The 18661-nt window shown below is 70.4% G+C and carries 19 protein-coding genes; 12 read left to right on the forward strand and 7 right to left on the reverse strand.

Annotated elements, in window-relative coordinates:
* The first annotated feature begins 40 nt into the window (after nt 1–40).
* The 7 genes from OG385_RS22800 to OG385_RS22830 all read left to right on the forward strand — a co-directional run bounded on the left by OG385_RS22800 (nt 41) and on the right by OG385_RS22830 (nt 6858).
* A complete protein-coding gene (locus OG385_RS22800) occupies nt 41–937 on the forward strand; it encodes a 5-dehydro-4-deoxyglucarate dehydratase (RefSeq protein ID WP_266857145.1) in 897 nt (298 codons plus the stop codon).
* The gene (locus OG385_RS22805; RefSeq protein ID WP_266857147.1) at nt 934–2244 is read left to right on the forward strand and encodes a glucarate dehydratase family protein; all 1311 of its coding nucleotides are present in this window, start codon (nt 934–936) and stop codon (nt 2242–2244) included. The genes OG385_RS22800 and OG385_RS22805 overlap by 4 nt, the downstream gene beginning before the upstream one ends.
* A 190-nt stretch (nt 2245–2434) precedes the next feature.
* Entirely contained in the window at nt 2435–3520 is a 1086-nt protein-coding gene (locus OG385_RS22810; protein ID WP_266861084.1) for a carbohydrate kinase family protein, read from the forward strand.
* Nucleotides 3521–3625: 105 nt separating this feature from the next.
* A complete protein-coding gene (locus OG385_RS22815; protein ID WP_266857149.1) occupies nt 3626–4693 on the forward strand; it encodes a PhoH family protein in 1068 nt (355 codons plus the stop codon).
* A 28-nt stretch (nt 4694–4721) separates the two neighbouring features.
* Nucleotides 4722–5219: an rRNA maturation RNase YbeY gene (gene ybeY, locus OG385_RS22820; RefSeq protein ID WP_266857151.1), complete on the forward strand. Its 498-nt coding sequence runs from the start codon at nt 4722–4724 to the stop codon at nt 5217–5219.
* The gene (locus tag OG385_RS22825) at nt 5216–6508 is read left to right on the forward strand and encodes a hemolysin family protein (protein ID WP_266857153.1); all 1293 of its coding nucleotides are present in this window, start codon (nt 5216–5218) and stop codon (nt 6506–6508) included. Before ybeY ends, OG385_RS22825 begins: the two co-directional genes overlap by 4 nt.
* Nucleotides 6505–6858 (forward strand): MmcQ/YjbR family DNA-binding protein, encoded by a 354-nt coding sequence (locus OG385_RS22830; protein WP_266857155.1) that lies wholly within the window; start codon nt 6505–6507, stop codon nt 6856–6858. The genes OG385_RS22825 and OG385_RS22830 overlap by 4 nt, the downstream gene beginning before the upstream one ends.
* A 13-nt stretch (nt 6859–6871) precedes the next feature.
* Here OG385_RS22830 and OG385_RS22835 read toward each other — a convergent pair whose 3' ends face one another.
* On the reverse strand, nt 6872–8302 hold the full coding sequence (locus OG385_RS22835) for an MFS transporter (RefSeq protein ID WP_266857157.1): 1431 nt from the start codon (nt 8300–8302) through the stop codon (nt 6872–6874).
* Between the two features lie 175 nt (nt 8303–8477).
* Between OG385_RS22835 and OG385_RS22840 the strand changes: the two genes are divergently transcribed.
* Both OG385_RS22840 and OG385_RS22845 read left to right on the forward strand, forming a co-directional pair.
* Nucleotides 8478–9299 (forward strand): helix-turn-helix transcriptional regulator, encoded by an 822-nt coding sequence (locus OG385_RS22840; RefSeq protein ID WP_266861086.1) that lies wholly within the window; start codon nt 8478–8480, stop codon nt 9297–9299.
* Between the two features lie 27 nt (nt 9300–9326).
* Nucleotides 9327–9752 carry a cytidine deaminase gene (locus OG385_RS22845; RefSeq protein ID WP_266857159.1) on the forward strand — a complete coding sequence of 142 codons (426 nt, stop codon included), beginning with the start codon at nt 9327–9329 and terminating at the stop codon, nt 9750–9752.
* A gap of 112 nt (nt 9753–9864) precedes the next feature.
* Here the strand turns inward: OG385_RS22845 and OG385_RS22850 are convergent, their stop codons facing one another.
* A complete protein-coding gene (locus tag OG385_RS22850) occupies nt 9865–10203 on the reverse strand; it encodes a P-II family nitrogen regulator (RefSeq protein WP_266857161.1) in 339 nt (112 codons plus the stop codon).
* Nucleotides 10200–11495, reverse strand: a complete 1296-nt coding sequence (locus tag OG385_RS22855) for an ammonium transporter (protein ID WP_323183944.1) — start codon at nt 11493–11495, stop codon at nt 10200–10202. Before OG385_RS22855 ends, OG385_RS22850 begins: the two co-directional genes overlap by 4 nt.
* 203 nt (nt 11496–11698) lie before the next feature.
* Between OG385_RS22855 and era the strand changes: the two genes are divergently transcribed.
* The gene (gene era, locus OG385_RS22860; protein ID WP_266857163.1) at nt 11699–12640 is read left to right on the forward strand and encodes a GTPase Era; all 942 of its coding nucleotides are present in this window, start codon (nt 11699–11701) and stop codon (nt 12638–12640) included.
* Nucleotides 12641–12687: 47 nt separating this feature from the next.
* Here era and OG385_RS22865 read toward each other — a convergent pair whose 3' ends face one another.
* A complete protein-coding gene (locus OG385_RS22865; protein ID WP_266857166.1) occupies nt 12688–12954 on the reverse strand; it encodes a protealysin inhibitor emfourin in 267 nt (88 codons plus the stop codon).
* Between the two features lie 59 nt (nt 12955–13013).
* Nucleotides 13014–14111 carry a M4 family metallopeptidase gene (locus OG385_RS22870; RefSeq protein ID WP_266857168.1) on the reverse strand — a complete coding sequence of 366 codons (1098 nt, stop codon included), beginning with the start codon at nt 14109–14111 and terminating at the stop codon, nt 13014–13016.
* Between the two features lie 313 nt (nt 14112–14424).
* Between OG385_RS22870 and leuA the strand changes: the two genes are divergently transcribed.
* Nucleotides 14425–16182, forward strand: coding sequence for a 2-isopropylmalate synthase (gene leuA / locus OG385_RS22875; protein WP_266857170.1), 1758 nt, complete (start codon nt 14425–14427; stop codon nt 16180–16182).
* Nucleotides 16183–16507: 325 nt separating this feature from the next.
* Nucleotides 16508–17203 (forward strand): TerB family tellurite resistance protein, encoded by a 696-nt coding sequence (locus OG385_RS22880; protein WP_266857171.1) that lies wholly within the window; start codon nt 16508–16510, stop codon nt 17201–17203.
* A gap of 43 nt (nt 17204–17246) precedes the next feature.
* Here the strand turns inward: OG385_RS22880 and OG385_RS22885 are convergent, their stop codons facing one another.
* Together OG385_RS22885 and OG385_RS22890 are read right to left on the reverse strand one after the other, a co-directional pair.
* Nucleotides 17247–18110 (reverse strand): NAD(P)H-binding protein, encoded by an 864-nt coding sequence (locus tag OG385_RS22885; protein WP_266857173.1) that lies wholly within the window; start codon nt 18108–18110, stop codon nt 17247–17249.
* On the reverse strand, nt 18110–18577 hold the full coding sequence (locus OG385_RS22890) for a nuclear transport factor 2 family protein (RefSeq protein ID WP_266857175.1): 468 nt from the start codon (nt 18575–18577) through the stop codon (nt 18110–18112). Before OG385_RS22890 ends, OG385_RS22885 begins: the two co-directional genes overlap by 1 nt.
* Nucleotides 18578–18661: the final 84 nt, after the last annotated feature.

Raw genomic sequence — 18661 nt, forward strand, 5'->3', positions numbered from 1 at the left:
GGCTGAAGCGGCCGGGGCAGTGGCGCGGCTCCGGGAAGGCATGGCCCGCGGGGTCCTCTCCTTCCCGCTGACCCCCTTCACCGACGGCGGAGAGCTCGACATCGACGGGTACCGGGCCTACCTGGAAACCCAGTTGGCCGCCGCCCCCGGCGCGGTCTTCCCGGCCTGCGGCACCGGAGAGTTCTTCTCGCTGGACGAGGACGAGTACCGCAGCGTCGTCACCGCGACCGTCGAGGCGGCCGCCGGGCGGACACCCGTCGTCGCGGGCATCGGATACGGCTGGGCGCAGGCCGTCAGATTCGCCCGGATCGCAGAGGAGGCGGGCGCCGACGCGGCACTCGTCCTCCCGCACTACCTCGTGGCGGCCCCGCAGGACGGACTCGTCGCACAGCTGGAGCAGATCGCCGCCCGCACCCGGCTGCCGCTCATCGCCTACCAGCGCGGCCAAGTCGCCTTCACCGCCGATTCGCTGCGCCGCATCGCCGCCGTACCCGGCGTCATCGGGCTCAAGGACGGCCACAGCGACCTCGACCGGCTCCAGCGGCTGACCCTCGCCGCACCGGACGGCTTCCTCTTCTTCAACGGCGCGTCCACCGCCGAGATGCAGGCCCGCGCCTACGCCACCGTGGGCGTCCCCGCCTACTCCTCCGCCGTCCACGCCTTCGCCCCCGAGATCGCCGGAGCCTTCTTCACCGCCCTGCGCACGGACGACCAGGCACGCCTGGACGCGCTGCTGCGCGGCTTCTACGTCCCGCTGGTCGAGCTCCGCGACCGGGTCCCCGGCTACGCCGTCTCCCTGGTCAAGGCCGCCGCCCGGCTGCGCGGCCACCGGGTCGGCCCGGTGCGCGCACCCCTGACCGACCCCGGCCCCGACGACCTCGCGGCCCTGGACACCCTGCTGACCGCCGGACTCGACCTCGTAGGAGCGACACGATGACACCGAACACCCCGCGCGACCTGACGATCGCCGAGGTACGGCTCACCCCGGTACTGATCTCCGACCCGCCACTGCTCAATGTGCAGGGCGTGCACCAGCCCTACACCCCGCGGCTCGTCGTCGAGATCGTCACGGCGGACGGGGTCAGCGGTGTCGGCGAGACCTACGGCGACACCAGGTATCTGGACATAGCCCGGCCCTACGCCGAACTGCTGCCGGGCCGGTCCATCGCCGACCTCAACGGCCTCGCCGCACTCGCCCAGCACGTGGGCATCGGCGGCGCACGGGTGGACGACTCGGTCGACGTGGGCGGGCTCCGCGGCGTCCAGACCGCGGACAAACTGCGGCTCTCGGTCTTCTCCGCCTTCGAGGTGGCCTGCCTCGACGCACTGGGCAAGGTCCAGGGCCTGCCGGTGCACGCGCTGCTCGGCGGGAAGGTGCGCGACGCGGTCGAGTACAGCGCGTACCTCTTCTACCGCTGGGCCGAACACCCGGACGGTGCGGGGGAGTCCGACACCTGGGGCGAGGCCGTGGACCCGGCGGGCATCGTCGCGCAGGCACGGCGGTTCGTGGACGACTACGGCTTCACCTCCTTCAAGCTCAAGGGCGGCGTCTTCCCGCCGGACCAGGAGATCGCCGCGGTGAAGGCCCTGGCCGAGGCATTCCCTGGCCACCCGCTGCGGCTCGACCCCAACGGCGGCTGGACCCCGCAGACCTCGCTGAAGGTCGCCGCCGAGCTCGCCGGCGTACTGGAATACCTGGAGGACCCGGCCCCCGGCACCGCCGCCATGGCGGAGGTCTCCGCGGGCACCGACGTGCCGCTCGCCACCAACATGTGCGTGACCACGGTCCCGGAGATCCGTGCGGCCTTCCTGACCGACGCGGTCCAGGTGGTCCTCTCCGACCACCACTACTGGGGCGGACTGCACGCCACCCGTGAACTGGCCGCGATCTGCCGCACGTTCGGCGTCGGGCTCTCCATGCACTCCAACACCCACATGGGCATCAGCCTCGCCGCGATGACCCATGTCGCGGCCACCGTGCCCAACCTGGACTACGCCTGCGACAGCCACTACCCGTGGCAGACCGACGACGTGATCACCAACCGCCATGTCTTCACCGACGGTTGCCTCCCGGTCTCCGAGGCCCCCGGTCTCGGTGTCGAACTCGACCGGGACAAGCTCGCCGCGCTGCACCGGCGCTGGGCCGATGACGACGGCACCATGCGTGATCGTGACGACGTCACCGCGATGCGCAAGGCGAAGGGTTACGAGGACTGGACGTCCCCGGTGCTGCCCCGCTGGTGAACCACCGGGGGAGGGGGCCGCAACGACAAGGCCAGGGCGGCACGCCCGCGGAAGGCCTGAGCGGGCGGGCACGGCCACCGTCGGACGCCGCAGCCCGGGGCATGTCCGCGCTCCTGCCGAACCCGTGGTGCAGACTGGTCTCCAACCGCACCGTTGGCCAGTTCGCGACCCGTTGGAGCATACGGTGGCCATTCCTGCCGAGCCCGCCCTTGACCCGCTGAAGGAGACCCGCCGTCCCGACGATCCGCCCTGTGACGTCTATCTGACCGGCACGGTCTTCCTGGACATCATCTTCACCGGCCTCGACAGCGCACCGGTGCGCGGCACCGAGTCCTGGGCACGCGGCATGGGTTCGAGCCCCGGCGGGGTGGCCAACATGGCCACCGCGCTGGCCCGGCTCGGGCTGCACACCTCGCTCGCCGCGGCGTTCGGCGACGACCACTACGGCGAGTACTGCTGGGACGCCCTGGAACAGGGCGAGCAGATCGACCTGTCGCGCTCCCACACCGTGCCCGGCTGGCACTCCCCGGTCACCGTCTCCATGGCGTACGAGGGCGAGCGCACCATGGTCTCGCACGGCCACGAGGCACCACCCCCCTTCAGCAGCTACCCCAGCTGCCCGCCGCGCGCCCGCGCCGCCATCGCCTCACTGGGGCCCGGCAGCCGCGAGGAGTGGGTGCTGCACGCCGCCGACCGCGGTACGAAGGTCTTCGCCGACGTCGGCTGGGACGAGACCGGACGCTGGGACCTGGGGTGCCTCGCCGACCTGGAGCACTGCGAGGCGTTCCTGCCCAACGCCGAGGAGGCGATGCGCTACACCCGCACCGACTGCCCGCGCGCCGCGGCCCACGCCCTCGCCGAGAAGGTCCCGCTGGCCGTCGTCACACTGGGTGCAGAGGGGGCGTACGCGGTGGACGGATCCACCGGCGAGGCCGCTTCGGTGCCCGCCATCGAGGTCGAGGCACTCGACCCGACGGGCGCGGGCGACGTCTTCGTCGCGGGCTTCGTCACCGGGACGCTGGCGGACTGGCCGCTCGCCGACCGGCTGGCCTTCGCGGGGCTCACGGCGGCGCTCTCGGTCCAGGAATTCGGCGGCTCGCTCTCGGCACCCGGCTGGGCCGAGGTCGCCGCCTGGTGGCAGCAGGTGCGGACCTGCGCGGGCCAGGACCGGGCCGCGCTGCGCCGGTACGCCTTCCTGGAGGAACTGCTGCCCGCGGCGGCCCGTTCCTGGCCATTGCGCCGGGCCGTGCCGACGATCGGCTTCCGCACGCCGTAAAAACCCTGGCGTTGTCAGTGCGGCGTCGTAGGCTTGGAGATCCAGAGGTTGTCGAGCAGCGAGAACCCTGCAACGGGAGGTATGCGCAGGCCCGAGGGCCGGCCCATGACTCAGACACCTACACAGCCGCAGGCGCGTGCCCACATCACGGTCCCGGCCGCACACCCCATGGTGATGCTGCTCGGCTCGGGCGACTCGCTGTTGCGCGTGATCGAAACGGCGTTCCCGGCGGCCGATATCCATGTCCGGGGCAATGAGATCAGTGCCACAGGAGCGGCGGCCGATGTCGCCCTGATCCAGCGCCTGTTCGACGAGATGATGCTGGTGCTCCGCACCGGGCAGCCGATGACGGAGGACGCTGTGGAACGCTCGATCGCCATGCTCCGGGCCAGCGAGAACGGCGAGGGCGAGCCGGGGGGCGAGACCCCCGCCGAGGTCCTGACCCAGAACATCCTGTCCAGCCGCGGCCGCACGATCCGCCCCAAGACGCTCAACCAGAAGCGGTACGTCGACGCCATCGACAAGAACACCATCGTCTTCGGCATCGGTCCGGCGGGCACCGGCAAGACGTACCTCGCGATGGCCAAGGCGGTCCAGGCCCTGCAGTCCAAGCAGGTCAGCCGGATCATCCTGACCCGCCCGGCCGTCGAGGCGGGGGAGCGGCTCGGCTTCCTCCCCGGCACGCTCTTCGACAAGATCGACCCGTATCTGCGCCCGCTGTACGACGCGCTCCACGACATGCTGGACCCGGACTCGATCCCCCGGCTGATGGCGGCGGGGACGATCGAGGTGGCGCCGCTGGCCTATATGCGGGGCCGCACCCTGAATGACGCGTTCATCATCCTCGACGAGGCGCAGAACACCAGCGCCGAGCAGATGAAGATGTTCCTCACCCGCCTCGGCTTCGACTCGAAGATCGTCGTCACCGGTGACGTCACCCAGGTCGACCTGCCGAGCGGCACGAAGAGCGGGCTGCGTCAGGTGCAGGACATCCTGGAGGGCATCGACGACGTGCACTTCTCCCGGCTCACCACGGAGGATGTCGTCCGGCACAAGCTCGTCGGCCGTATCGTCGACGCGTACGAGAAGCACGACAACCAGAAGCAGGACAGCGAGAAACACGGCGGCGAGAAGCGCGCCGGCGAGAAGCGCGACAGCCGGAAACGGCTGTAGGCACAGACCGAAAGAGTCAGCAGGCCCCATGTCGATCGACGTCAACAACGAGTCCGGAACCGAGGTCGACGAGCAGGCGATCCTCGACATCGCCCGCTACGCCCTCACCCGGATGCGGATCCACCCGCTCTCCGAGCTGTCCGTGATCGTCGTGGACACCGAGGCCATGGAGCAACTGCACATCCAGTGGATGGACCTGCCGGGTCCCACGGATGTCATGTCCTTCCCGATGGACGAGCTGCGTCCGCCGGCCAAGGACGACGAGGAGCCTCCGCAGGGGCTCCTCGGTGACATCGTGCTCTGCCCCGAGGTCGCCAAGCAGCAGGGCGAGGAAGCCCCGACGCAGCACTCCATGGACGAGGAGCTCCAGCTCCTGACCGTCCACGGGGTGCTGCACCTGCTGGGCTACGACCACGAGGAGCCCGACGAGAAGGCCGAGATGTTCGGCCTCCAGGCCGCGATCGTCGACGGCTGGCGGACGGAGAAGGGACACACCGGCCCCTCACCGGCGCCGACCGTCTCATGACCGCGCAGCTGATCGTCGGTGCGGTCGCGCTGGTCGTGGTCGCCTGGCTGGCGGCCTGCGCCGAGACGGGTATCGCCCGTACATCGAGCTTCCGGGCCGCCGAGGCCGTACGGTCGGGGCGGCGCGGCAGCGAGAAGCTGGCGCAGATCGCCACCGACCCGACCCGGTATCTCAATGTGGCGCTCCTCGTGCGGGTCGCCTGCGAGATGGCGTCCGGGGTCCTCGTCACCTATGTCTGCCTCCAGGAGCTGTCCGAGACCTGGCAGGCGCTGGCACTGGCCATCGCCCTGATGGTGCTGGTGAGTTATGTGGCCGTCGGCGTCTCGCCGCGCACCATCGGCCGCCAGCACCCGCTGAACACGGCGACCGCTGCCGCCTATGTGCTGCTGCCGCTCGCCCGCGTGATGGGCCCGGTCCCGCAGCTGCTGATCCTCATCGGTAACGCGCTGACTCCCGGAAAAGGCTTCCGCAAGGGCCCGTTCGCGTCCGAGGCCGAGCTGCGCGCCATGGTCGACCTCGCCGAGCAGGAGTCGCTGATCGAGGACGACGAGCGCCGGATGGTGCACTCCGTCTTCGAGCTGGGCGACACCCTGGTCCGTGAGGTGATGGTCCCGCGCACCGACCTGGTCTGCATCGAGCGCTCCAAGACGATCCGTCAGGCCACCACGCTGGCGCTGCGCTCGGGCTTCTCACGGATCCCGGTGACCGGGGAGAACGAGGACGACATCGTCGGCGTCGTCTACCTCAAGGACCTGGTCAGGAAGACCCACATCAGCCGGGACGCGGAGACCGACCTCGTCTCCACTGCGATGCGCCCCGCCGTCTTCGTGCCCGACACCAAGAACGCCGGTGATCTCCTGCGCGAGATGCAGCAGGACCGCAACCATGTCGCCGTCGTCATCGACGAGTACGGCGGCACGGCGGGCATCGTCACCATCGAGGACATCCTCGAAGAGATCGTCGGCGAGATCACCGACGAGTACGACCGTGAGCTGCCGCAGGTGGAGGACGTGGGCGAGGGCCGCTTCCGGGTCACCGCCCGCCTGGACATCGAGGATCTGGGCGAGCTGTACGGCCTGGACGAGTACGACGACGAGGACGTGGAGACCGTCGGCGGTCTGCTGGCCAAGGCCCTCGGCCGGGTGCCGATCGCGGGAGCGTCCGCGACCGTCGACCTGCCGGACGGCAGGCGGCTGCGGCTCACCGCCGAGTCCCCCGCGGGCCGCCGGAACAAGATCGTGACCGTGCTGGCCGAGCCGGTCGCCGATGTGGAGGAGGCAGCGGGATGACACCGCAGCAGCTCAGGGCGTTCTGCCTGGAATTCAACGCCGCGGCCGAGGAGTTCCCGTTCGGTCCGGAGACCTCGGTGTTCAAGGTGTGCGGCAAGGTCTTCGCCCTGAGCCACCTCGACGGTGACCCGCTGCAGATCTCGCTCAAGTGCGACCCGGACGAAGCGGTCCGGCTGCGCGCCGAGTACGAGGCGGTCGTCCCCGGCTGGCATCTCAACAAGCGCCACTGGAACACGGTGACGGTCGGGCCGCTGCCCGACCGTCTGGTCCGTGAGCTCATCGAGGATTCGTACGACCTGGTGGTGGCCGGTCTGCCGAAGGCGGAGCGCCTGCGGCTCGACCGCGCCTGACCTCCAAGGCCTTTCAAGCGGTGCGGCCGCGGTCACGGCTGCGCCGGCTGAGCCCCGCCGCCACCAGCACCGCGGTCCCGACGAGAATCGCCGCCGCGATGCCCAGCACGGTCCGCACCCCGTCGAAGAGGTCGGTCCGGGTGGTGGCCAGGACCCCCAGCAGCGGGATGCCGATGGTGATGCCGACCTGCTGGGTGGTGGTGACGAGCCCGGTGGCCAGGCCCTGTTCGGCGTCCGGCACACCCGAGGTGACGGTCAGCCCGTACGAGATGATCGCGCCCAGGTGGGCCATGCTGGCCACCGAGACGGCGACCGTGGCCAGCCAGACCCCCGAGTGGGCGCCGAGTCCCACCATCGTGGCGATGAACAGGCCCTGGGCGAGCAGCGAACCGACCAGCACCCGGCGGGAACCGAACCGTCCGATGACCTTCGGGGCGGCCATTCCGGCGGCCACCGATGCCAGGCCCTGGACACCGAAGATCAGCCCTGTCCGGAAGCTCGACAGGTGCAGGACCTCCTGGAGGTACAGGGTCAGGACGAAGACCACCGTCGACATCATCGAGAAGGTGATGAGCCCGCCCAGGTTGCCCCAGGCCACGGTGCGCCGCTTCAGCATCGGCAGGGACACCAGCGGGGCGTCGGCGCGGGATTCGACGACCACGAAGCCGGCCAGCAGGGCGATGCCCAGCACCAGCGACACCAGGACCTCGGTGTGGCCGAAGCCGCGCTGGGCCGCCGTCGACAGTGCGTAGATCATCGCGAGCAGCCCGCCGGTGACGGTCACCGCTCCGGGGATGTCGAGCCGCGGCCGCTCGGAGTGGCGCGACTCGGTGAGCAGCCGGGGAGCCAGGGCGAGCACGATCACCGCTGCGGCGCCCAGCAGGCCCATGGTCGAGCGCCAGCCCAGTGTGTCCGTCAGGACGCCGCCCAGCACCATGCCGACGGTGAAGCCGAGCGAGAGCAGGGTGCCGCTGATGCCCAGCGCCCGGTCGCGCTGCGGGCCTTCGGGGAACGTGGTGGTCAGCAGGGACATCCCGGTCGGCACGATGACCGCGGCGCCCAGACCCTGGAGGGCCCGGCCGGTGAGGAAGACCTCCTGGTTCCAGGCGAAGGTCGCGACCAGCGAGGCCGTGCCGAAGACGGCGAGACCCGTGAGGAACAGCTTGCGCCGGCCGAAGAGGTCGGCGATCCGGCCGAAGAGCAGAAGGAAGCCGCCGGAGGGCAGTGCGAAGGCGGTGACGGCCCACTGGAGCCCGGCCCGGGTCATGCCCAGGTCCTGGCCGAGCACCGGGAGCGCCACGTTGAGTACGGAGAAGTCGAGCGCCACCATGAACTGGGCCGCGCACAGGACGAGCAGGACGAGCCTGGCCCGGCCGGTGAGCCGGTCGTCGGCTGCTGGTGGGGCGGGAGTCGGGGTGAGTGCGGGTGAGGTATCGATCGCCATGTCCCGAGCTTCGGGCTCCGGGAACAATCGTGGGGAGCGGGTACTTATGCTGGTGGCCGCACCACCAGGCAGCCGTACAGGGGGAGATGTAGTGGCGAGTCCGATCGAGAGCGGGGCGGAAGGGCCCAGGCCCGGCACCAAGGCACACCGGCTCAGTGAGCTGCGGGAGTTCCTGATGAGCCGGCGGGCCAGGATCACTCCGGCCGAGGCGGGGCTGCCCGACGGCGGCGGGCGGCGGCGTACACCGGGGCTGCGGCGCGAGGAGGTCGCCGTCCTCGCGGGGGTGGGCGTCTCCTGGTACCAGTGGCTTGAGCAGGGCCGGGACATCACGGTGTCGCCGCAGGTCCTGGACTCGGTGGGCCGGGTGCTGAAACTGAGCAGCGCCGAGCGCCGCCATCTCTATGTGCTGGCCGGGCTGAACCCGCCGCCGCAGGAGGTCGATCCGGCCAACGTCGACATGTGCGACGGGCTGAAGCGGCTGATCGACGCGTGGATGCCGTTCCCGGCGCACATCATGGACCAGTACTGGAACACGATCATGTACAACGACGCTGCGGCGATGACGCTGGCCATGCGCCCCGGCCTCGTGCAGAACTGTCTGATCGCGTTCTTCACCGACCCCGTCTACCGGGCCCGCGCCAAGGGCTGGGAGTCCATCGCGCACCAGGTGGTCGCGCAGTTCCGGGCCGCCTGCTCGGAGTGCCCCGACGACGACGGGTTCCAGGCGGTCGTCACCGAGGCGAAGGAGCGCAGCGCCGAGTTCGCCGAGCTGTGGGAGCGCCGGGACATCGCGCCGGGCGGGCAGGTCCGCAAGGAGCTGGAGCATCCGGTGGTCGGGACGCTGTTCGTCGAGTCCACCCAGCTGAGGGTCCCGGCCCGGCCCGATCTGGCGATCGTGCTGCACACCCCGCTGCCCGACACGGGGACGGAGGCCAAGCTCCAGTGGCTGGCGTCGCCCGAGGGCCGCAGGGGCTCGATGTACCCGGTCGCCAACTGACCGGTGCGGGCTCTTTATGCTCTGCCCATGAGCGACGACGCAGCGAACAGCGCAGACAGCGGTACGGGCAGCGGTACGGGTGTTGGTACGGGCGGTCCGGCGGCCGGGGCTCAGGTCCCGGACGCCGAGGACCGCAAGATCATCACGCTGGCGCGCAGCGCCCGGGCCCGTAACGGGGTGCCCGAGGGGGCCGCAGTACGGGACGAGACCGGGCGTACGTATGTCGCGGGCAGCGTCGAGCTCGACTCGCTGAAGCTCTCGGCGCTGCGGACCGCCGTCGCGATGGCGGTGGCGAGCGGGGCGCGGTCGCTGGAGGCCGCCGCCGTGGTCAGCGCCGCCGGCGAGGTGCCCGACGAGGACCGTGCCGCGGTGAAGGACCTGGGCGGAGCCGGTACCCCGGTGCTGCTGGCGGGCCCCGACGGCACCCTGCGGACGACGGTCACGGCGGGCTGAACCGCTTCGACTGCCTCCCGGGTGCCGCCGGCCGCGGTGGCGGGTCATGTCCGGAGTGCGGCGGCCATGTTCGGAGCGCGGTGGTCATGTCTCGGTGTGCGGCGGTCGTGTCTCAGAGCGCGTCGGGGCCGCGCTCGTCCGTCCTGACGCGTACGACCGTCTCCACCGGCACGGCCCAGACCTTGCCGTCACCGATCTTGCCGGTGTGGGCGGCCCGTACCACCGCGTCGATGACTGCCTCGCTCTCCTCGTCGCCGACGACCACCTCGATCCGGACCTTCGGGACGAGGTCGACGCGGTACTCGGCGCCGCGGTAGACCTCGGTGTGCCCGCGCTGCCTGCCGTATCCGCTCGCCTCGGTGACCGTCAGGCCGTTGACCCCGAGTTCCTGGAGGGCGGTCTTGACGTCGTCGAGCTTGTGCGGCTTGACGACCGCGGTGACCAGCTTCATGGCTTGACCTTCTGCAGCACGGAGGCGGAGAGCGGGGCTCCGTGGCCCAGCACGCCGTGATCGTAGGCGCTCTCGGCGTGCACCGTCAGGTCGAGGCCCTGCTGCTCGTGTTCCTCGTCGGCCCGGAAGCCGGTCAGCCGGTCGATTCCCTTGCCGATGCCGTACGTCACGGCGAACGCGTACACCGCGACCGCGAGCACACCGGCGCTCTGCCGGCCCAGCTGGCCGAGCCCGCCGCCGTACAGCAGCCCCCGCGCGCCGCCCGTCATTCCCGCGGTCGCGAACAGCCCGATCAGCAGCGTCCCGACGACCCCGCCCACCAGGTGCACCCCGACGACATCCAGGGAGTCGTCGTAGTTCAGCCGGAACTTCCAGCCGACCGCGTACGAGCAGAGCACCCCGGCCGCGAGCCCGACGACCAGCGCCCCGACCAGCCCGACCGCACCGCAGGACGGGGTGATCGCGACCAGCCCGGCCACCGCGCCGGACGCGGCGCCCAGCGTGGTCGGGTGGCCGTCCCGCTTCTGTTCGACGAAGAGCCAGCCGAGGAGGCCGGTGCAGCCGGCGGCGAGGGTGTTCAGGAAGGCGGCCGCAGCCAGCCCGTTGGCGCCGAGCGCCGAGCCCGCGTTGAAGCCGAACCAGCCGAACCAGAGCAGCCCCGCGCCCATCACCACCATCGGCAGGTTGTGCGGGCGCATCGAGTCCTTCTTGAAGCCGAGCCGCGGCCCGAGCACCAGACAGAGCGCGAGCCCCGAAGCGCCCGAGACGATCTCGACCGGCATACCGCCCGCGAAGTCCAGTGCCTTCAGATCGCTGAGGATCCAGCCGCCGGGCCCCCAGACCCAGTGCGCCACGGGGACGTATACGAGCAGCGTCCACACGGGGACGAAGACCAGCCACGCGCCGAACTTCGCCCGGTCCGCGATGGCCCCGCTGATCAGCGCGGCCGTGACGATCGCGAAGGTGAGCTGGAAGGTGGCGAAGAGCAGCGTCGGCACGGAGCCGTGCACACTGCCCGGGGCGATACCGGCCATCCCGGCATGGCCGAGCCCGCCGATCAGGCCGCCGAACGCGTCGGGGCCGTAGACCAGCGAATAGCCCGCAAGCAGCCAGACCACGGTGACGAGCGCGATCGACACGAAGCTCATCATCAGCATGTTCAGCACGCTCTTGGTGCGGACCATCCCGCCGTAGAAGAGTGCGAGGCCGGGTGTCATCAGCAGCACCATCGCGGTCGCGGCGAGCAGCCAGGCGGTGTCGCCGCTGTCGATACCGGCGGCCAGGGTGGTCAGCGATGGCAGGGGTGTCGCAGGCGTCGCATGCGTCACAGGGGGGTCACCTCTCCGGTTACGTTGCGGTAGAGGTTCCCGCTTTCGCGTTTCCACACGGCTGCACCCGTGTTTCGTCCGTATTTCGTGTCGCGGGACGGTTACCGGGAACTCACCGCGGGGCCACCTGGTCGGCGTCCACCGGACGATCGGGGAGAATGGGCGCCATGAGCGTTCACACCCAGTCATCCGAAGCCGCCCACCGGGCCGGTTTCGCCTGCTTCGTCGGCCGCCCCAACGCGGGCAAGTCCACTCTCACGAACGCTCTCGTCGGCAAGAAGGTGGCGATCACCTCCAGCCGGCCGCAGACCACCCGCCACACGGTGCGCGGCATCGTGCACCGCCCCGACGCCCAGCTGATCCTGGTGGACACCCCCGGCCTCCACAAGCCGCGCACGCTGCTGGGCGAGCGGCTCAACGACGTCGTACGGACCACCTGGGCCGAGGTCGACGTCATCGGCTTCTGCGTCCCCGCCGACCAGAAGCTCGGCCCCGGCGACAAGTTCATCGCCAAGGAACTGGCCGGGATCAAGAAGACCCCGAAGATCGCCGTGGTCACCAAGACCGACCTGGTCGACGGCAAGCAGCTCGCCGAGCAGCTCATCGCCATCGACCAGCTCGCCACGGAACTCGGCTTCGAATGGGCCGAGATCATCCCGGTCTCCGCCGTCGGTGACCAGCAGGTCTCGCTCCTCGCCGACCTCATCGCCCCGCTGCTGCCGCTGAGCCCCCCGCTCTACCCGGAGGGCGACCTCACGGACGAGCCCGAGATGGTGATGGTCGCGGAGCTGATCCGGGAGGCCGCGCTGGAGGGCGTACGGGACGAGCTGCCGCACTCCATCGCCGTCGTCGTCGAGGAGATGCTGCCCCGCGAGAACCGGCCCGCGGAGAAGCCGCTGCTCGACATCCACGCGAACGTATACATCGAGCGGCCGAGCCAGAAGGGCATCATCATCGGCCCCAAGGGCGCCCGTCTGAAGGACGTCGGCATGAAGTCCCGCAAGCAGATCGAGGCGCTGCTCGGCACGCCGGTCTTCCTTGACCTGCATGTGAAGGTGGCGAAGGACTGGCAGCGGGACCCGAAGCAGCTGCGGAAGCTCGGGTTCTGAACCGCTGATTCCGGCGCGGAGGGACCCGGCCCGCTACGCCCCGCCCGCTACGCACCCTCTTTCAGCACCCGCGAGATCAGCGACCGCTGCGCCTCGCTGAGCCGCGGGTCCGTGCAGTACACCGTCCGGTCGTCCACCGTGATCCGGTAGTTGAACCCGTCGGGCACCCCCTGGGGCGGTGCGTCGTGGCCCGCCGCCACCGCCTCTTCGGCCAGCTCGTGCCACTCGCCGGCATCGGGCCGGGCCGAGGTGTCCACCTCGGCCCGGCGCTCGATACCGGCGAAGCCTCCCGTGCGCCTTACCTGGATACGCATGGGACCTGTCTACCCACTATCTGCCTCTTACGCGATCGGTCCGTTACGCGATCGGCCTCCTACGAGCCGGTCGGGACGCCGACCGTGGACCACGCCTTGGTCACCGCCTCCTGCTCGTCGCCGCTGCCGAAGCGGGCCTGGGCGGCCTTGACCGTCAGCCGGGCGAAGTCCGCGAAGCTCGCGTCGGCCGGCAGGTCGCCGCCGGTCAGGGTGTCGTACCAGATCTGCCCGGCCCGCTCCCAGGCCTTGCCGCCCAGGGCGTCCGCCAGCAGGTAGAAGGCGTGGTTGGGGATACCGGAGTTGACGTGGACCCCGCCGTTGTCGTCGGTGGTCCTGACGAACCCCTTCATCGTCCCGGGCTGCGGGTCCTTGCCGAGGACATCGTCGTCGTACGCGGTGCCGGGCGCCTTCATCGAGCGCAGCGCGACCCCCGAGACGCGCGGCGCCAGGAGGCCGGCGCCGATCAGCCAGTCGGCCTGGTCGGCGGTCTGGCCCAGGGCGTACTGCTTGATGAGCGAGCCGAAGACGTCCGAGACCGACTCATTGAGCGCACCGGACTGGCCGGAGTAGGCCAGGTTCGCGGTGTACTGCGTGACGCCGTGGGTGAGTTCGTGGCCGATGACGTCCACCGGGATGGTGAAGTCGAGGAAGATCTGCCCGTCACCGTCGCCGAAGACCATCTGGCTGCCGTCCCAGAAGGCGTTGTTGTACTTCCGGTCGTAGTGGACGCTCGCGTCGAGCGCCAGCCCCTTGCCGTCGATCGAATACCGCCCGTACGCCTTGAGGTACAGCTCGAAGGTGGCGCCGAGGCCCGCGTACGCCCGGTTGACCGTCGCGTCCTTGCCCGGCTGCGCGCCCTCCGCGCGGACCTTGGTGCCGGGCAGCTGGGTGCCGTGCCCGGCGTCGTAGATGGTGCGCTTCGGTGTCCTGGGCGCCGGGTCGGCCGGTCCCGATACGCCGCCGGTGTCGCGCACGGTGGCGGCCACGGCCGTCCGGCGCCGGCTGCGGTGCGAGTCGTCCGCCTCAAGGGTGCGGCGGGCCGGACCGGAGAGCTCCGGGTCGTCGGCTTCGGCGAGCTTGCTGAGGATGTGCGGCGGAATGATCGTGCAGAAGACGGAACGAGTGGTCGGGCCGGTCGGGCCGGTGGTGCCAGTCATCTCAGGAGTGTCAGTCATGTCTCCGAATGTGGCACTGCGTAAGGAAGTTGTCACTGGTTGCGACGGTGATTGACGAGAAAGAGTGACCCGGCACCGCGCCGACGGTGACTGCCGGGTGTCCCGCATACTGATACGGGAGCGGCGTTCCAGGTGCCGCTGGGCTAGGCTGCGGAACATCATGCGTTTCGGGCTGCTTCTCCTTAGCTGCCGCGGCGAGGGCCTGTAGTCGTAGGTCGACCCCCTCCCCGCGGAGTCTGGTGCTGTAGCGGCACAGTCGGCCTTCCCCCGCTGGATCCCGAGGAGCCCTACGCAGATGTCGCACCCCACGCCGATCACCAACGCCACCCGGATGCAGAAGCCCTCCGGAATGCCGGTGCACAAGTACGGCCAGTACGAAGCCGTCGAGATCCCCGACCGCAGCTGGCCCGACAACCGGATCACCCAGGCCCCCCGCTGGCTGTCCACCGATCTGCGCGACGGCAACCAGGCCCTGATCGACCCCATGTCGCCGGCCCGCAAGCGCGAGATGTTCGACCTGCTGGTGAAGATGGGCTACAAGGAGATCGAGGTCGGCTTCCCGGCCTCCGGCGAGACCGACTTCAACTTCGTACGCTCGATCATCGAGGAAGAGGGCGCGATCCCCGAGGACGTGACCATCTCCGTCCTGACCCAGGCCCGTGAGGACCTGATCGAGCGCACCGTCGAGTCGCTGCGCGGCGCGCACCGCGCGACCGTGCACCTCTACAACGCGACCGCGCCGACCTTCCGCCGGGTCGTCTTCCGTGGCTCCAAGGACGACATCAAGCAGATCGCCGTGGACGGCACCCGTCTGGTGATGGAGTACGCCGAGAAGATCCTGGGCCCCGAGACGACCTTCGGCTACCAGTACAGCCCGGAGATCTTCACGGACACCGAGCTGGACTTCGCCCTGGAGGTCTGCGAGGCGGTCATGGACGTCTGGCAGCCCGAGGCCGGACGCGAGATCATCCTCAACCTGCCCGCCACCGTGGAGCGTTCGACGCCGTCCACGCACGCGGACCGCTTCGAGTGGATGTCGCGCAATCTGTCGCGCCGCGAGTTCGTCTGCCTGTCCGTCCACCCGCACAACGACCGCGGCACCGCCGTCGCCGCCGCCGAACTGGCCATCATGGCGGGCGCCGACCGTATCGAGGGCTGTCTGTTCGGGCAGGGCGAGCGCACCGGCAACGTCGACCTGGTGACGCTGGGCATGAACCTGTTCAGCCAGGGCGTCGACCCGCAGATCGACTTCTCGCAGATCGACGAGGTGCGCCGCACCGCCGAGTACTGCAACCAGATGGAGATCCACCCCCGCCACCCCTACGCGGGCGACCTGGTCTACACGTCCTTCTCCGGCTCCCACCAGGACGCCATCAAGAAGGGCTTCGACGCGATGGAGGCCGACGCGGCCGCCCAGGGCAAGACGGTCGACGACATCGAGTGGGCCGTCCCGTACCTGCCGATCGACCCCAAGGACGTCGGCCGCTCGTACGAGGCCGTGATCCGGGTCAACTCGCAGTCCGGCAAGGGCGGTATCGCGTACGTCCTGAAGAACGAGCACAAGCTGGACCTGCCGCGCCGGATGCAGATCGAGTTCTCGAAGATCATCCAGACGAAGACCGACGCCGAGGGCGGCGAGGTCACGCCGAAGGACATCTGGGCGATCTTCCAGGACGAGTACCTGCCCAGCTCCGTCGACGGCGACACCCGCTGGGGCCGGATCCAGCTGCGTTCCGGCCAGACCACGACGGACACCGACGGCAGGGACACCCTGACGGTCGAGGCCGTTGTGGACGGGGTCGAGACGGCGCTGTCGGGCACCGGAAACGGTCCGATCTCGGCCTTCTTCGCCGCGCTGTCCGAGACCGGTGTGGACGCCCGGCTGCTGGACTACCAGGAGCACACGATGAGCGAGGGCGCGAGCGCGCTGGCCGCCTCGTACATCGAGTGTGCGATCGACGGCAAGGTCATGTGGGGCATCGGCATCGACGCCAACACCACACGTGCCTCGCTGAAGGCGGTCGTCTCCGCGGTGAACAGGGCCGCCCGCTGACCCCTGGGCCCCGCCGCCCACTCCCGCACCACGCTCCGCCCGACCGGGGCCGTCCCGCAGATTCTTCTTACGGGTACGGCCCCGCCGTCGGTTTTTCGGCGGTCCCGGTCGTGCGGAACGCTTCTGACCTCTCCCTTCCCGGGTCCGCGTCGCTCTCGGCGATGGTCGGGACCAAGCCATCTCCTGTCAGGGTGCTGACGCCGCATCATCGATGTGGCTAACATCACGTCCACATGGCGGCCCCGTGTCCAACGGAACAACCGGGGGACACGGGCGTGGTGGAGCGCAGCGCAACGGAGCGTTGCCGGTGTTACGGAGGTGAGCCGTGCTGTCAGTCCGTGGACGAAGCGGCAAGAAGTCGATCATCTGGGCCGTCCGTACCTCCTGGGACACGGTCGGCGACGGCGAGTTCTTCTGTGCGGACTGCGGGGGAGACCGCAACTACCGCCGCCTGACAGGCCGCCGCAGGCTCACCGTGCTCGGCCTGCCACTCCTCTCGCGCGGCCGGACCGGCCCGGTGGTCGAATGCGCCGCCTGCTGGACGCAGTTCTCCACCGACACCCTCGACCGCCCGACCACGACGCGCTTCTCGGCGATGCTGCGCGACGCCGTCCACACCGTGACGCTCGCCGTCCTCACCGCGGGTGGCACCGGCTCCCACGCGGTGGTCGAGACCGCTGTCTCCACGGTCCGGGCCGCCGGATTCGACGAGTGCACCGAGGAGCAGCTCACCGCCCTGGTCGAGGCGCTCGCCGCGGACACCGGCCGGTTCGTCACGGACACCGAGCCGTGCGGGGCGGCGCTCACCATCGAGCTGCACGAGTCGCTGCAGCCGCTGGCGCCGCATCTTGCCCCGGTGGGCCGGGAGTCGATCCTGCTCCAGGGCGCCCGGATCGCCCTCGCCGACGGCCCGTACAGCCCGGCGGAGCGCGAGGTGCTCGCGACGGTCGGCGGCGCACTCCAGCTCTGCACGGAGGACACGGCCCGGCTGCTGGCGGCAGCGGCGCGGACACCTTCCTGAGGCGGCGCGCACACCGTACTGAGGACGCGCCCGTACCCGCGCGTCACGCCAACTCGTGCTCCGCGCACGTGCGGAAGGCCGTACGGAAGAACGTACGGAAGTCGCGCGGTGGGCGGCCGGTGAGCCGCTGGACGGTTTCGGTGGTGCGGTCCTCGGATCCCTCGGCGATGGCCCGGTCCAGACCGGCGAGCAGTTCGGCGAAGCCGGCAGGGACGACGCCGGTCAGCCGTTCCCGCAGCTGCTCGTGGCTCAGCTGCCGGTGGGTGACGCTCCGGCCGGTGATCTCTGTGATCAGGTCGGCGATCTCCCGGTGGCTCAGCGTCTCGGGCCCGGTGATGACCAGATCGGTGTTGGGGGCCTGGGCATCGGTCAGCGCGTGTACGGCGACGGCGGCGATGTCGTCCGCGTCCACGAACGCGACGCGGCCGTCGCCGGTCGCGGTCTCGATGGTCCCGCGGTCCCGGATGCTCTGTGCGTGGAGGTGGTCGCCGGTGAAGTTCTGCATGAACCAGGAGGGCCGCAGCACGGCCCATTCACCGAACAGATCCGGCAGCGCCTGGTGCACCTGCCCGACGGCCGGGCCGCCGGCCGGGATCGCCGAAGAGCTGAGCAGCACCGCGCGGCGCACACCTGCCGTACGGGCCTGCCGCAGGAAGGGCAGCATCACGGCGGCCGGATCGGGCGAGCCGGGCGGTGGGACCAGATAGACGCGGTCGGCGCCGGTCAGGGCTGCGCCGAAGGTCGCAGGGGAGTCCCAGTCGAAGCGGACGGCCTCGGCGCCGTCCACCGGGGTGGCGCGACGGCCGGCCGCCCCGACCCGGTGTCCGCCGGCCACGAGCCGGGCGGTGACACGGCTGCCGGTGGTGCCGGTCGCGCCGATGACGAGGGTGGTGCCGGATGTGGCCATCAGTTGCTCCCGGTGAAGACGGTCGTCGGGTCCTGGAGGACGGTGAGTGGGTTCCAGTAGTCGCGGTAGTGGGTGATGAGCCCGTCGGCGACGGTCACCACGGCGATATAGGTCATGTCGAAGGGGCTGCCGGTCTGCACCAGCCGGCCCACCCCGCGCATTTCGACCACGATGGTCTGCGGGGCGGTGGTCCGGTGGATCTCGACGGACGGGAAGTCGTGGAGGTCGATGTGGTCGGGGTAGCCGCGCATGTAGTCGGCGACCGCGGCCTTTCCCTCCAGCCGCTTGGGCCAGCCGTCCGGCGCGAACGGGAACTCGAAGACCCCGTTCTCGTCCCAGAGGCCGACCCAGCCGTCGATGTCCTTGTCCAGCAGCAGTCGAAGGCCGTGGCGGTACAGGTCCGCCGGTGCCGGTGCCGGTGCCGGTGCCGGTGCTGGTGCCGGTGCCGGTGTCGTGTCCGTGGTCATGGGTGCTCCGTCCCGTACGATACGGACCCTGGGTCCGTTTCATCGGACGATACGGACCACGGGTCCGCTTTGCAACTGGAGGAA

Source organism: Streptomyces sp. NBC_01306, from assembly GCF_026340465.1.
Lineage (GTDB): Bacteria > Actinomycetota > Actinomycetes > Streptomycetales > Streptomycetaceae > Streptomyces.